The organism is Bacteroidota bacterium, from assembly GCA_018698135.1.
Taxonomy (GTDB): domain Bacteria; phylum Bacteroidota; class Bacteroidia; order CAILMK01; family JAAYUY01; genus JABINZ01.
In genome coordinates this window covers 1-15,772 of sequence record JABINZ010000117.1, presented here as the reverse complement: position 1 = coordinate 15,772, position 15,772 = coordinate 1, and the positions used below count along the sequence as shown (strand labels likewise).

The 15,772-nt window shown below is 33.5% G+C and carries 12 protein-coding genes; 6 read left to right on the top strand and 6 right to left on the bottom strand.

Annotated elements, in window-relative coordinates:
- Positions 1–366 precede the first annotated feature (366 nt).
- The 5 genes from sppA to smpB form a co-directional block, all read right to left on the bottom strand.
- Positions 367–2,154, bottom strand: a complete 1,788-nt coding sequence (sppA, locus tag HOG71_07620; GenBank protein MBT5990707.1) for a signal peptide peptidase SppA — start codon at positions 2,152–2,154, stop codon at positions 367–369.
- A 125-nt stretch (positions 2,155–2,279) separates the two neighbouring features.
- A complete protein-coding gene (locus HOG71_07615) occupies positions 2,280–3,731 on the bottom strand; it encodes a DUF2807 domain-containing protein (GenBank protein ID MBT5990706.1) in 1,452 nt (483 codons plus the stop codon).
- A gap of 139 nt (positions 3,732–3,870) precedes the next feature.
- Complete coding sequence (locus tag HOG71_07610) at positions 3,871–4,983, bottom strand: hypothetical protein (GenBank protein MBT5990705.1); 1,113 nt, start codon at positions 4,981–4,983, stop codon at positions 3,871–3,873.
- A 1-nt stretch (position 4,984) separates the two neighbouring features.
- Positions 4,985–5,470: an RNA polymerase sigma factor gene (locus tag HOG71_07605; protein ID MBT5990704.1), complete on the bottom strand. Its 486-nt coding sequence runs from the start codon at positions 5,468–5,470 to the stop codon at positions 4,985–4,987.
- A 96-nt stretch (positions 5,471–5,566) separates the two neighbouring features.
- Positions 5,567–5,995 (bottom strand): SsrA-binding protein, encoded by a 429-nt coding sequence (smpB, locus tag HOG71_07600; protein ID MBT5990703.1) that lies wholly within the window; start codon positions 5,993–5,995, stop codon positions 5,567–5,569.
- A 433-nt stretch (positions 5,996–6,428) separates the two neighbouring features.
- Between smpB and HOG71_07595 the strand changes: the two genes are divergently transcribed.
- From HOG71_07595 to HOG71_07585, 3 genes are all read left to right on the top strand, one after another.
- On the top strand, positions 6,429–7,184 hold the full coding sequence (locus HOG71_07595; GenBank protein MBT5990702.1) for a hypothetical protein: 756 nt from the start codon (positions 6,429–6,431) through the stop codon (positions 7,182–7,184).
- A gap of 54 nt (positions 7,185–7,238) precedes the next feature.
- Positions 7,239–8,099, top strand: a complete 861-nt coding sequence (gene lipA / locus HOG71_07590) for a lipoyl synthase (GenBank protein MBT5990701.1) — start codon at positions 7,239–7,241, stop codon at positions 8,097–8,099.
- A gap of 237 nt (positions 8,100–8,336) precedes the next feature.
- Complete coding sequence (locus tag HOG71_07585) at positions 8,337–11,135, top strand: T9SS type A sorting domain-containing protein (GenBank protein MBT5990700.1); 2,799 nt, start codon at positions 8,337–8,339, stop codon at positions 11,133–11,135.
- A 60-nt stretch (positions 11,136–11,195) separates the two neighbouring features.
- Here HOG71_07585 and HOG71_07580 read toward each other — a convergent pair whose 3' ends face one another.
- Complete coding sequence (locus HOG71_07580) at positions 11,196–12,185, bottom strand: acyl transferase (protein MBT5990699.1); 990 nt, start codon at positions 12,183–12,185, stop codon at positions 11,196–11,198.
- A 14-nt stretch (positions 12,186–12,199) separates the two neighbouring features.
- Here HOG71_07580 and HOG71_07575 point away from each other — a divergent pair, with 14 nt between their 5' ends.
- Genes HOG71_07575 through HOG71_07565 form a run of 3 tightly spaced genes read left to right on the top strand, consistent with a single transcriptional unit; the run spans position 12,200 to position 14,853 of the window.
- Positions 12,200–12,733, top strand: coding sequence for a hypothetical protein (locus HOG71_07575; GenBank protein ID MBT5990698.1), 534 nt, complete (start codon positions 12,200–12,202; stop codon positions 12,731–12,733).
- Between the two features lie 3 nt (positions 12,734–12,736).
- Positions 12,737–13,540: an orotidine-5'-phosphate decarboxylase gene (pyrF, locus tag HOG71_07570; protein MBT5990697.1), complete on the top strand. Its 804-nt coding sequence runs from the start codon at positions 12,737–12,739 to the stop codon at positions 13,538–13,540.
- A gap of 35 nt (positions 13,541–13,575) precedes the next feature.
- Entirely contained in the window at positions 13,576–14,853 is a 1,278-nt protein-coding gene (locus tag HOG71_07565; GenBank protein MBT5990696.1) for a DUF2851 family protein, read from the top strand.
- The last annotated feature ends 919 nt before the right edge of the window (positions 14,854–15,772 follow it).

The following is a 15,772-nucleotide window of genomic DNA, read 5'->3' as shown; positions in this document are numbered from 1 at the left end:
TCTTTTCCAAAAAGCGACTTCCCACTCTTAAACTGTTCTAGCGCTTTTTCTTCTAAATTGTCTAAATAGTTCTGATCCATAATCAAATTTACGATTTTGGACAGAGTTTAATTTACACCCTCGAATTCTTTATAGAAGATGTTCCTGAACTAAGAGAAAAGTTTCCAACACAATTTGAAAAGGCGTTCGACAATTGGGATTATATAGTGGATACTTACAGCAAGTATTTAGAAGACAATAAATAGATCTTATGTAGTAATTACCTATTTATCCTATCTCTTCACGAACGCGCAAAATCGAATAATTTATGATTACAAAAAAATAGGTCGAAGCGGGAAGCTTCGACCTTAAGTCATTTAATGGAATTTAAAAATCAAATTCCCAAGGTAATTGCATATAAATTCCGCCATTCATATTTCGAATTTCCTGCGCTTTCATATAGATTTTATAATCATCACCCAAGGTTTTCTTCACAGCTCGTTCTCTATACATCTGCATATTTAGAAAGGGAATGTTTTCAAATGGAGATGATTTTTTTGGCAGTTCTTTTATTCTATAATTTTCGAGACCAGCCATATTTGCAGCAACATCAATAGCATCATATAAATTTCCAATTCGATCAACTAATCCGTTTTCAACTGCATCAATACCAGACCAAATTCGACCACGAGCTATGGAATCGACTAGTGCTGGATCAAGTACGCGGCCTTCTACTACACGGTTTTTGAAATCACTATAAACCTCATTCACATATGATTGAACAATTAGTTGCTCTTCGGCAGTTATTGGACGATTGGGATTCATTAAATCAGCATGTTCGGCTGTTTTAATTCGTTCAAAACGAACACCTAATTTATTATTCCAAAAATTCTCTAAATTCATATGCACCCCAAAAACACCAATCGAACCGGTAATTGTATTTGGTTCTGCCAAAATGCTATCGGCAGGGCATGCAATATAATAACCTCCTGAGGCAGCTAAAGCGCCCATTGAAACAACCAATGGTTTTGCTTCAGCAGCTAATTTCACTTCTCTCCAAATTAAATCTGAAGGCAAGGCAGCTCCTCCGGGAGAGTTAATACGAAGTACGATAGCTTTGATATTATCATCTAATCGAGCTGTACGGAGAGTTTTTACTAAACCATCTGAACCAATAGATTTTGCATCACCTTTTCCAAATCCTATGTTTCCAATAGCATAAATGATAGCAATTTTATCCCGAGTGTATTCTTTATCCTTCTTTTTCTTGGATTCCTCAGATTCGTTATAATTTTTCAGTTTAACAAAGTTCAGCTTCTCCTTTTTTGTAAATTCTTTTAATGCATCGTAAACCTGATCAATGTACATCAAGTCATCAACCATTTTATATTTTATTGCATCCTCCCCTTTTCTTACTAACAATGAATCAGCAATTTGATGGAGTTTGTCTGCATCGATATTTCTGCTTTGTGCAATTATATTAATCATTCGATTATAAACAGGTAATAAAAATGCTTCAGTTTGCTGTCGTTCATAATCACTCATTTTATCATTAATAAGCATTTCCCCAGCACTTTTATAGTCACCAGCACGAATTAAAGTAGGTTCTATATCCAGTTTAGCAAACATCCCTTTTAAATAAATCATCTCATTGCTCATTCCCTGAAACAACAATTCACCTTCAGGTGCTAAAATAATTTTATCGGCCATTGAGGCTAAATAGAAAGCCTTTTGAGTCATATAATCGCTATAGTTCCATACAAACTTTCCGCTTGCTTTAAACTCTAAAAGTGCTAATCTAATTTCATCAACACTTGTCGATGATGCATTTATAAAAGACAATTTCAACAAAATCCCAGAAATCTTCGGATCATCTTTGGCTTTCAAAATCTTATCAGTAACATCTTTCAATTCTACCGCTATTTGTTCATCATCAAAAAATCCAAATTCAGCAAAGGGCATTTCTTCCGTTCTATCAACAATTTGACTCTTCAGATCAATTAACAAAATGCTTCCATCCTTTAGAACCATATCGGTATCTGATTTTCCAAACGCATCGTCTGCAACTTTTGAAATAGTACCAAAAACAATGGCCACCATAATAATGATGATCAGAATATATGAAAAAATAAAACCTACCATAGTGGCAAATACATACTTAAAAAAACCTTTCATTTGATTGTTATTTATTATTTGTAAAGTGATGACTTCAAATTTATGACTTTACATTTAAAGTCATAGAATATTTAACAAAAGAAAAGCTGACCGTAGCCAGCTTAACACTATTATAATTTTTGGTGCTAATTGAATAATAACTCCACACCTATAGTAAATGGGTACATCTCAGGACCTTTATCTTTTTCAAACAAGGTAGACAAAGCATAATTTGCATAGATTGCCACATCTTCGCCAAAACCAACTCTGGCTGTTAGGCCATATCTAAAAGGATTTACACTATAATCCCCTTTTTCTTTTATTTTCTTTTTGTCATTATCTTCCGTATAAACCACTTTCGTTTTCGAACCTAAATTTAAACCAAGTAAAAGTCCTCCGGATATGTGTAAAGAATTTTTCGGATCGGAGCCCGTGTTTATTTCTAATAATAAAGGTAGCGTTAGGTAGGTGGTTGTGAATTTTGTTTTTGAATAGGAGTTTACGGTATCGATATATCCTCCAAGTGAATCTCTATTATCAATAAGGCGGGTATTGTTGGCAAACTTATAATTTGAAATGCCAATCCCTAAACCAGTTACCAATTGGACATATTCTCCAATAATAGCAAAATCCTTTTCAAAAAGATTTAAATCAACCGCAATCGATTTGGCAAAATTTAAATCCAGAAAATCATAGTTGGCAGGTAGTTCTAGTGTATTTGATGAATTCAAAAAACCATTAACTCCAAATCCTATTCCTGCCCATGATTGATATTCACCTGCTTTATCTTTTTTGTCTTCCTTTTTCTTATCATCATCCTCAATAATATTGAGATTATATCCACCTATTTTCACATTCACTGTATCTTTTCCAACAATGGCATTCGCTTCACTTTTTCCTTTTCCTTTAAATACAGCAGCCCCGGTTACCTTTATATCATCTACAATTGGATCTCCATAAAAATTAAGTTTAGCTGCTCCTGATATCTCTCCACTAATTTCTTCACTGGCTGAAATTTCAGCATCACCTGCGCCACTGATATTAACAACAACTTTTCGTGTCTTAAATTCTCTTGCCTTTAAATCTGCAGCACCAATAAAATGAATGTAATGTGAATCTGCTTTACCAACCAATTTAATTTCCGATGCTCCCTCGATTTTAGTATTCATAGAATGTACATCCAGCATTAAATCAATAGTTGTTGTTCCTGAAGAAATCAAATCAAAATGATTAGCTGAAATTTGATTTAACGACTGAATCTTAACAACATCCTTAACTTCCAGAGAATTTAACTCTCTAAACATTAATTCAACTTGCCCTTCAAAACCAGGCATAGCTGATATTACTAAAATTTCATCTTGTTGCTCAACCTGAAGCTTATCAGTATGGTCAGTATTCTCAAGAACTAAGCGGTATTCATCACCTTGAGTGAGAATAACTTCAATATTTACTCCTTCAACTACTAATTTACTAAAAGGAGCAATTTCTCGCGCCATGTCCTGTACAATTTCTTCTTCTACAACTAAATTATCATTAGTTTGACCATATGATAATATGGAAAAGGAGATCAGACTTAATATGATTGTTACTTTTTTCATCTGTTTATAATTGTTTTTTAGTTGTCAGATGGAACTTGCATTATAATCATTTCCTTGTTTGTGGAAATTTTTACTCATGCTCGTTTCATATGTTTATAATTTCACTTATAAGACGTTTGAAAGCATAATTTTGTTACACTTAGGGTCTATTCTTTTTTAATGGAGTACTTATGCCCAAATTCGGACTTTGATAGGCTAATGCGACCAAATCTCCTTGCTCATTATATTCTTTATTCAACTGAATATCCTTATTAAACAATTTGCCAAATCCTCTCAAACCTGCATCAGCCAAATCCCAACCGCTTAGTTTTCTGTTATCATTGGCACTAACATCTTCATTTAATGCTTTTACTCTAAATTGTTTTGCTAAAAATTTGCTAACAGGAGTAGTCGAAGGTTCAGCATTAGCAATTTCTGTATAAGTAGCTTTTTCAATTCTATATTTTTTGTCATATTTTTCTTCAGATTCAACATGCTGTTGAACAGTTAGATTACCCTCCTGCTTCTGAATCTGCTGATTATCGATTTTTACGATATCACCCTTATTAATAAGATTTACATCTTGTTCAGCATTATTAGTTGAAGCCAATGAAGCTGAATGACTATTTCTTTCTAACACTTTCTCAGGCCATTCTATTTTTTCATTGCTGTTGAAAGACCATGATCTTGATTTTGGATTCTGCTTTTGAATATCCTGAAAAACAGCAAGTCCTGGGCTTGTTATAATGCTTTGTTTAATTGATGTTACATTTATCATTAAAATCAAAACAATTAAAATAGCTGCAATAGAAAGGACGTTTGCGTACTTATTTAGTGCAAATGACAAAGTAAATTGAACTCCTTTTTTTAAACTAAGCTTATCTTCAAAACGAATATTTGTATCTGCTTTCAATTTTGTCAATAGAAGATAATCGTAGTCTTTCTTAACTTCGACATTACTTTCAACTAACAGTTTGTATTTTTTTTCTTGATCAGAACTCAAATCCCCTTCCAGGTGTGCAATTAAAAACTCTTCTTGTGAAGAATAATGAGAAGGTATTAAATCATCTAATTCTTTTTTAAGACTTTTCTTGTCTTCAAAAACGATTGTTTCATCAACAGGCAACATTTCCAATTCAGCTAATTCCTCACTAATATCAGGATGGATTGCAAGGAAATGCTCAACTTTCACTTTATCAGCAGAAGTCAGGTTATTATCCAAATAATCGACTAACCATTCTTCGTAATTATTCCTGTTAATTTCTTTTTTCATTTTATATTAAAAGATCAATACTTTTCAATTTGCCTTTTAGAAAAACTCTGGCGCGATAAATATAAACTTTTACCTGGCTTTCATTCATACCTGTGATATCTGCAATTTCCTGATATGAATAACCTTCATAGTCCCGAAGTAAAATCACTGATTTCTGTTTTTCGGGTAACTTATTAATGGCTTCATTCAAAATTTCTTTTAAATCCGAATACTGATTAGTGTGTATCATATTACTTTGATCCAACTCATCAAAATCTGTCAAACGCTTGTCTCTTCTAATCATATCTATCATGGTACGGTATGCTGTAGTAAACAAATATGATTTCACTTTTTCTGCTGAAACTTCTTCGACCTTGTTCCATAGTTTGATGTATGTTTCCTGTACAATATCTTTTGCTTTATCCTCATCTTTAATGTTTTTGAGAATAAACCGATAAATATTATCAGAATACTGATCTACACTTTTATTATAGTCGGTTAAGGTCATTTCAAATTAAAAGTTCAATCCTAAGACGATTTTCAATAACAAAATGTTACAAGAAAATATAAATTTTTAAGAAAATGTCGAAAAAAGCAAATTTCATCACATAGAACGCATGATATCACGCTCTTTGATTGATTCCCTTTTATCATATAATTTTTTCCCTTTTGCCAGCGCAATTTCCATTTTGGCGAAACCCCGTTCATTTACAAACAATCGCTTGGCAATAATTGAAAATCCTTTTTCTTTGACTTTGGTATGCATTTTTCGCAATTCGCGATGGTTTAATAGTAATTTTCTTGTTCGAGCAGGTTCGTGATTAAAAATGTTTCCGTGCGAATATTCTGAAATATTCATGTTTTTAATAAAAAGCTCATTTTTCTCAAAAGCACAATGGGATTCTGCCAGGCTAGCTTTTCCTTGCCTGATAGACTTAATCTCAGTTCCCCTGAGTTGTATTCCTGCGATATAAGTATCAAATAACATATACTCATAACCGGCTTTTTTATTTTTAATGTTAATTACATTCATAATTCAGTAATACAAAGGTAAAAACAACAATTTCAATAAAATCACGTTTTAAGAATAACTGTTATAACTTTGTTTTTGTTTAACAAAACAATGTATGAAAAAGAAAAGACAATATCAAAAAACAATCGCATTTGCTTTAGCTTTTGGGATTATTTTTGTCTGCTCATCTTGCCGTAGAGATCATTGCCCTTGCCATGGGATTAACATATTACAAACTATTAATAATATCACTGTTGGTAAAACTTTTTAGTATTTGCTTATTTTAGGTATTATTTTTGAGAAAAAATTGACGTGAAAAAATTTATTATCATATTAGCAACACTCCTTACAATAATTGTATTAAATGCTTGCCAACAAGACATGTGCCCAATGATGGACGCAGGTGAATCGAGTGAACTGGTTAGTGCGGAATAATACAGAATGTAAGTAATCCATGAAGTTAGTAATTATCCTTATACTGTCGTTGGTATTATTGGTTCATCATGCACCTGCTCAGGATAATGACATCAATGAGTTTACAACCCTTAAATACGACAATGCCTTAAACTTTGGCCCCTTGCTTCATACAAATGGATTGGGTATAAATTTTAAGTATCTGAAATCATTAACTGTTAACTCAAACTTAGTTTTTAGTTTGGATATTCATAATATGAAACATCCCAAGGAAACCAAAGTTGTTAATCCAATTTATGACGATGCTAAGCGATATGTATATGGAAGAATTAATACGGCATTTCCAATAAATGCTGGAATTGGAAGTCAGTTTATTATTGCTGACAAAGAACGATTATCAGGGATTCGTTTAAGTGGAAACTTTGTTTTAGGCACCACCCTTACACTATTAAAGCCTGAGTTTTTAGAAATAATTTATTATGATGAAGATATAGAACGTTTTTTTTACATTGATGAAAAATATGATCCGAGCAATGCACATCATGTTAATCAGGCAAATACAAAGGGTGGAACATCATTTTTCACTGGTTTTAATGAATTAAATGCAACTATAGGACTCTTTGGAAAAGCATACCTAACCTTTGAATGGAACGAGTCAGATGATCTTTTTCAAGCTTTGGAAACAGGGATTATGGTACATGCCTATCCTGAATCACTACCCTTAATGGCCTTTATTGACAATAAATTTGTACTCATTAATCTTTTTGCCAACATATCTATAGGAAGACGCTGGTAGTGACTGATTTCGACATCCAAGCTAATTTGCACTAATTTTAAGATATTCAAAGACATGTCGAATAATACAGACCGTAAAATAAATAGAAAACCTTCTTGGATGAAAGTTGAATTTCCAAAAGGAAAAGAATATATAAAACTCAAAAAACTTGTTGAAAAAAATCAATTAGCAACCATATGTCAAAGTGGTAATTGTCCGAATATGGGCGAATGCTGGAATGCAGGTACAGCTACTTTTTTGATTTTAGGAATTAATTGCAGTCGTAATTGTACATTTTGTGATGTAATGCCCGGTAATCTTTTACCCCCAGATCTGCTCGAACCAGTAAAAGTAGCTGAAACGATAAAGCAAATGAATCTTAAACATTGCGTTATTACTTCTGTTACACGTGATGATTTGGAAGACAAAGGGGCTGCATTTTGGGCTGAAACAATAAAAACAATTAAAAAGAAAAATCCAGAAATTACCATGGAGGTTCTTATTCCAGACATGAGAGATGACCTACAGGCTTTGTTAAAAATTGCAAATGAAAAACCTGAAATTATTTCGCATAATGTGGAAACAGTAAAACGACTATATGGAGATGTAAGACCTCAGGCAAACTATGACAGAAGTCTAAGACAGATTAAAGCGACAAAAAACTTAGGTATAAGATCTAAATCAGGCTTTATGTTGGGATTAGGCGAAAACGAAAACGAGGTAATTGAATTACTTCATCACCTTCATGATCATGAGTGTGATGTAGTTACGATTGGTCAATATTTACCCCCTTCAGCTGAACATTATCCATTAGTTGAATATGTTCATCCTGATAAATTTAGTTTTTTTAAAGAATATGGATTAAAGATTGGTATTGAACAAATTGAATCATCCCCTCTGGTTCGCTCATCCTATCATTCTGAACAACAACTGTAATAACTTGCTGAGTACCTTAAGCAAGATTAATAAGTTTGCATACTTAATTACTAATTGTTACTTGATTATTAAAACTTTACTGTATAATTTTACCAGAAATTTTATATTTGTTTGCGAATGCGATTTAGCTTGAATTCGTGAATGAGAGTTTAATCAAATTGTTTATTTACATAGGATAAAAGGTATATAGTATTATCTTTGTTCTTCAAAAAATTTAACGAATTTTAAAGTATTCTTATGAAAAAGAAAAGTTTACTTCTCAGTGGTTTAGTTATTCTGTCAATAGTTACTGTTTTCAGTCTCTACAATTCTTCAAACAAGCAGAATGATCTCGACAATCTGGATATTTCTTTTGCTGGGAAAAAAGGCAAAGATTTTAAAGGTGCAGCTGAGTATTATCAAATGATCAAAGCAGATCCTAGAACGGGAGAAATTGATCCCTCATTAGTTGAACAAGCTTTTAACCAAGCTGACAAACTATCAAATTACAGAGCTGACCCATTGCTTGATTGGATTAGTCGTGGCCCTGACAATAAAGGTGGCCGTATTCGCGGATTTGTTGTTGACAACCAAAATCAAAATATACTTTATGCCAGTGGCGTTTCAGGTGGTATATATAAATCAATAAATGGTGGTAAAAGTTGGGTTCGCAAATCATATTCTGCTATTGCAGGTGGATTAATTGTTTCTTGTATGACACAGGCAACAGATGGAACACTTTATTTTGGAACAGGTGAAGGCTACTTTAATGCCATGAGTGGTCCAAATGGAGATTTGACTTCTGGAAGTCGTGGTGGTGGTGTTTATACCTCAACCGACCGTGGCGAAAGTTGGGAATTAGTAACTTCAACTGATCCGTTTAAAGCCAATAATTCAAGATGGTTAAATGTCCAATCTATTAAAGTTGATCCGACCAATAACGATTTAATTTATGCTGCTACTTATTCTGGTATGATGAAATCAACCGATGGTGGCGACAGTTGGGACAGGTTAACCATGCCTGGTGGAACAACTGCTCATATTTTTATTGACATAGCCATGTCCTCTGATGGTAAATCAGTATTTGCGGCATCTTATTCTTCTGGCAGATGTAAATTATTTCGTTCTGTAAATGGAGCCGCATTTTTACAAATTGCTCCATCAGTTGTTGAAATTTCTAATTCAACTCGTCTGACACTGGCAATTGCAGAATCAAATAATAATGTTATCTATGTAGCTTCTGCATCAAATGGAACATCTCCATATCCTGGCACTCACTCATTTGGAGGATTGTATAAATCGGCTGACAATGGTGACACTTGGTCGCAAGTTGTAGCCGGACATAGTGAAGCCGAACCTTTTGGAAGATCAGGACAATATCAAGGTCAATACGACAATTGTGTTGCTGTTGATCCAACTGATGAAAACCGTGTGTATGTTGGTGGAGTTGAGTATTATTCATTATATAATGGTCAATGGTATAAAGTTGCCAGTACTGAAGAGTATATTGATGCAGAGGGAATGTATAAAAACCCTATGTTTATTCATGCTGATAAACACAATATTGTTTTCGATACGAAATCATCTCCCAAAAAAATGTATGTAATGACAGATGGAGGTGTATTTGTATCAAACGATTTCGTTGGTAAGAAATATCCTACTTTCAAGGGAATTAATCTTTATTTGCATACAACTCAGTTTTATGGAATAGCTGTTCATCCAAGAGGAGATATTGTTGGAGGAACTCAGGATCAAAGTTCTATACGTATTGAATATGATGGTTTAACTGGTAATAGCGGAAAAGAAATCCTTGGTGGAGATGGTTTTTATACTGAAATCTCACGTTTTAATCCTGACATCTATTTTTATGAAGCCCAAAATGCTGTTTGTTATCGTTCAAAAAGCAGAGGCGATTCAAGAGAAGGTTTTACATATAATCCTGAAGATAATTCGTATTATTTTGACCAAGCTTACTATTTCAATTCACCATTTAGATTATGGGAAGATATGGAATGGCAAACTTTCCAAGACACTACAGGAGCAAATTATGATTCCTTGGTTCATATATCAAAATTCTTTTTTGCTGCAAGTCAAGGTATTTGGATGACAGAACAAGCTGTTGATTTTAATGCTGACTCCGTAAAGTGGTTTAACATTTCCAAAGGTATGAGCGGTCAAGTAGTTTCCATGGAATATTCATCCGATGGTGATGCCTTATTTGTTGGAACAAAAAGCTGGAATAATGGAAAATTATATCGTATTTCAGGTTTAAAAGGGAAAAAAATATGGTTCGATATTAATGGCGATTTTGATCCCGATAACTTCGGCATAAGTACAGATGAAATTGCCAACTTTGCATTTCGCTCTGTGTGTGGAATTGGCGTTTCACCTAGTGACGATAATACCATTTCTGTTGCTTTAGGAAATTATGTGAATGGTTACGACCATGTATACTTGACAAATAATGCACTCGATTCTGCTCAACATGTTAGTTTCACCTCAATTCATGGCAATTTACCTAACATGCCTGTTTTTGATGTTGCTTTTAATTCACAATCAAGCAATCAGGATACAATCATTATTGCTTCTGAATTAGGAGTTTATGCAACAACCAATGGTGGAGCAAGCTGGACAGAAGAAAACAATGGTCTTGACAGATCACCTGTATTTATGATCCGCCAACACAAAAAACATCCATGGAGTGAAGGATATTCATTTTTCGTTGCTACTCATGGTATGGGTATTTTTGAAACCAATTCCTTATGGAGTAGTAGTGTTAAGGAAACCAAACCTGCTATCAAGGAAAAAATATCTATTTTCCCCAATCCTGTCAAGGATTATATGAATATTAAATTCATATTAAGTGATTCCAAAGACTTGGAAGGAGAAATATTTAACATGAATGGCAGTATGGTAAAGAAGATTTCTTTCCAAAACACCTCCTTTGGTGAAAATGTTTTTCAAGTAAATACATCTGGATTAAAACGAGGCACCTACCTTATCAGATTACAAGGAGAAGGAACTCAATTAATTGGAAGATTCTTAGTAGTTGACTAAAATTCAAATTTATATTTTAAAAAGCCAGGCATTATTGTCTGGCTTTTTTTTTGTCTTAATTCAAGAAATCATCAAATTACAACCCCTGATATCTGAGGAATCTGCACGACCATTGACTAAAAACTCTTGTTCAGATATTTTTCGACCAAGGTCTTGAGTAGCAATAAATGCACAACTATCAATATTGGCTAAATCAATAATATTGATACATCCATTTTCAAAGTTATTAATTAAGGATAAAGGGTCTCTTTGATCTCGAATAAATACTTTCATGCCGGGTGCACACGAAAAGATGCCATTTGACTGAGAATAAGCCTGAGACAATAATTCTGTCATTCCATATTCCGAATGTATATTCTCTACTGCGAATTGATTACACAATAAGCTATGTAGTTCATCTCTTGTAATTTCGGTTCTCCTACCCTTCATACCTCCGGTCTCCATAACGATATTATTCCCAATATCAATTTGAAACTTCTCTGCAAAATCCATGAGAGCAAAGCTCACCCCCAATAGTATAAACTTCTTTTGAGCATTAATTAGTTTTTGTATGCTAAGAGCCAAGTCATCAAAATTATCCAAATAAAAACCACTTTCAAGCTGATTAGACGATTGGATCATTTCTTTAACCATATAGACTAATGATGATCCTTCTCTCTCTAAATATGAAGGTAAAAGTGCTAAAATTACATAGTCTGACAAATCACCATAAAAATGATTAAATATTCGAAAAGAATTATTTCTGTATTGTAACAGATCAGATAAATAGTGCTTGGATGTTTGCATTCCGCTTGTACCACTGCTACTAAAAACTATTTCAGGGGTGTATTTTCCAGAACGTATTTCATGCGTTTTGAAAAATTCAATAGGAAGAAATGGAATTTGTTCAACAGTAATAATATCAGCCATGTTAAGGCCTAAATATTGCACATAGTTGCGATACACAACATTAGCTGAATATTGATAATTAAAGAGCTCAATAGCAAGTTGCTCAAAGTTTTCTTCATTCGCTAAAAATAACTTATTTTTAAACTTATTTTTAAAATCCATCCTGTTGGTTAAGAATGTTCAAAATTAAGAGTTCATATATAATTTCTGCCCTTCTGCTTGTTTTATTATTAAACTCCTGCGAAAAAGAACCTGAGTTTAGTATTATTCCTGAAATTGAATTTGTAGAATTCATCCAGTATAAAAATGATTTTGGCAAAGACACCGCTTTAAAATTAGTGATTAGCTATACTGATGGTGATGGCGATTTAGGTCTTGAACAAGGTGACACATTATCTCCTTTTAACCAAGGAAGCCTGTATCATTCATGCATGTATATCTACTATTATGAATATGTCGATAGTCAATTTGTTGAAGTAAGACCTGAAATTGGAGGCATCCCAATTGGTGATACCATACGTTTCCCTTACCGTTTCAGAAATCTGACACCTGAAACACCAAATAAAACGATAATAGGTGAAATTGCCTGGCATACAAATCTCATTCAGCCACAAAAAAATAGTTTAATAAAGTTTAAGATATTTATCTTTGATAGAGCGCTTCATAAAAGTAACGAAATAGAAACACCAGAAATATTCTATAATTATTAGTCAATGAACAGAACCCAAATAATTGAGGAAATCCGCAAGAAAAAATCTTTTTTATGCGTTGGTTTAGATACAGATATTAATAAAATACCTGCGCAATTGCTAACAGCTGAAGATCCTATTTTTGAATTCAACAAGGGAGTTATAGATGCCACACATCCCTATACTGTTTCCTATAAATTAAATTTGGCATTTTATGAGAGCATGGGTTCCAAAGGTTGGGATAGTCTGGAAAAAACAGTCAATTATATCCCTGAAAATATTTTCAAAATTGCTGATGCTAAAAGAGGGGATATTGGAAATACATCAAAACAGTATGCGAAAACTTTTTTCGAAACCTATAATTTCGATGCTATTACTGTTTCACCCTATATGGGAAGCGATTCAATAGGCCCATTTCTGGAATTTGAAAATAAATGGGTAATCATATTAGCATTAACCTCTAACAAGGGTTCTAAAGATTTTCAAATGCTAAAAACTGATGATGAGTATCTGTACGAAAAAGTTTTCAGAACTAGTTCAGAATGGGGGCACAAGGGAAATATAATGTATGTAGTAGGTGCCACACATCCCGAAGCATTTGGATCTATCCGAAAAATCATTCCTGATCATTTTATGTTAATTCCTGGTGTTGGAGCACAAGGAGGTAGCGTTCAGGATATTGCTAAATTTGCGTTAAACGCAGAGACAGGCGTATTAGTAAATGTATCGAGAGCGGTAATTTATCCCGGAAATGATGCTGACTTTCCAAACAATATTAAAGTTGCTGCCCAAAATTATCAGCAGCACATGGCTGAGTTTATTAAATAATCTCAATAAATGTCTTTCTTTCGGACTGATAAAAAATGAAAGAAGAATTACTCCATTTTATATGGAAATATCAGCTATTCACCTCAACTGATCTTCAAACTGATCAGGGTGAGTTAATTCAGGTAATTCATCAAGGCTATTTAAATGATGATGCAGGTCCAGATTTTAGTCAGGCCAGAATAAAAATAGGAGAAACAACCTGGATTGGAAATGTAGAGATTCATATTCATTCTTCTGATTGGTTCAAACACCAGCATCATACCGATTCTGCCTATAAAAGTGTCATTCTCCATGTTGTTTTTGAAAATGACAGATCCAATAAGGAAGAACTTCATTGTCCTACACTTTCAATTTCCAAACAGATTGATCATTCCTTATTTGAGCACTATCAAAGTTTGATGCAAAGCAAATTGTGGATACCTTGTTTATCGCAAATTCATGAGGTTGATACTATTACAAAAGCTTCCTGGCAAAACCGATTAATGGTTATACGCCTTGAGAAAAGATATCTTCAAATCCAAAAGATGTTGGAGAATAACGAATCCGATTGGCAACAGACATTTTTTGAGCATTTGGCCAGATCATTTGGATTTAAAGTAAATGCAGATGCATTTGAAAATCTGGCAAAAAACACTCCCCTAAAACTATTTGCTTGGCATAAAAACAACCTTCTTCAAATTGAAGCCATCTTATTTGGACAATCTGGATTATTACCGAAAAATGCACAAGATGACTATACAATATCATTAACCAAGGAGTATGACTTTCTGAAGACAAAATATAAGCTTACTCCAATAGCAAAACAAAACTGGAAATTTGCTCGGATGCGTCCATCAAATTTCCCAACCATTCGTTTATCTCAATTGGCAAACTTACTTTTTAAATCTTCGGCACTTTTTTCCAAAATAATAGAGATTGAGGACTTGAACGAACTAACTAGTCTGTTTCAAACAGAAGCCTCCTATTATTGGTCAGATCATTTTCAATTCGATCAGACCTCCACAATTAAAAGAAGGAAAAAACTGGGAGCATCATCTATCAATACTTTACTGATAAATACGGTTATCCCATTTTTGTTTGCTTATGGCAAGGAGAAAAACTTAACTAAGTTGCAAGAAAGATCCATTGATTTTATTGAAAAGCTAAAACCTGAGCAAAACAATATCACTAACAAAATGCTAGAAATTGGTTTCAAGAACGATCATGCAGCACATTCTCAGGCACTCATAGAATTGCACACTAGTTTCTGCAAGAATAAGAAATGTCTGAATTGCAATATTGGCACTTCTTTGCTAAGAAAGCAAAAACATTAAGCAAGAACAAATTTTAATGATTTCGTAAAGCTCCCATATTTGAAACCTATTAGGTCGATAAAGACCTATTAGGTTGGAATTACATGATTTTGGGTTTACAGGTTTATTCTATTTGAGTTTGGGAAATGCTGTTCACGCTCGATTGTATCGAGTGTGACAAACTTGTTGCATTTAAACAGTAGTACTTGCAAACGCATTGCAAATGCGCTTGAACAGTGGAGCTTTACGTTACAAAAATAAAAAGGTCCAAGAAGAATCTTGAACCAGTTTTTGTTTTTACATACTTGACCTGATTGAAGCAAAAACACTGAGAAAAAACAAATGTTAATGATTTCTTACAGCTCCCATATTTGAAACCTATTAGGTCGATAAAGACCTATTAGGTTGGAATTACATGATTTTGGGTTTACAGGTTTGTTCTATTTGAGTTTGGGAAATGCTGTTTACGCTCGATTGTATCGAGTTTGACAAACTTTTTGCATTTAAACAGTAGTACTTGCAAACGCATTGCAAATGCGCTTGAACATTAGAGCTTTACGTTACAAAAACAAAAAGGTCCAAGAGGAATCTTGAACCAGTTTTTGTTTTTACATACTTGACCTGATTGAAGCAAAAACACTGAGAAAAAACAAATGTTAATGATTTCTTACAGCTCCCTATTTGAAACCTATTAGGTCGATAAAGACCTATTAGGTTGAAATTACAAAGACTACGGATAGGTTTGCGTAGTATTATTTTTATTCCCGGACATTCACATTGCAAACTCTCCCATCGATCAAATCAGTTTCCAACCAGTCGGGATCCATGTTTAAAAAGTGTTTGGAGGGTGTAAATTAAACTCTGTCCAAAATCGTAAATTTGATTATGGATCAGAACTATTTAGACAATTTAGAAGAAAAAGCGCTAGAACAGTTTAAGA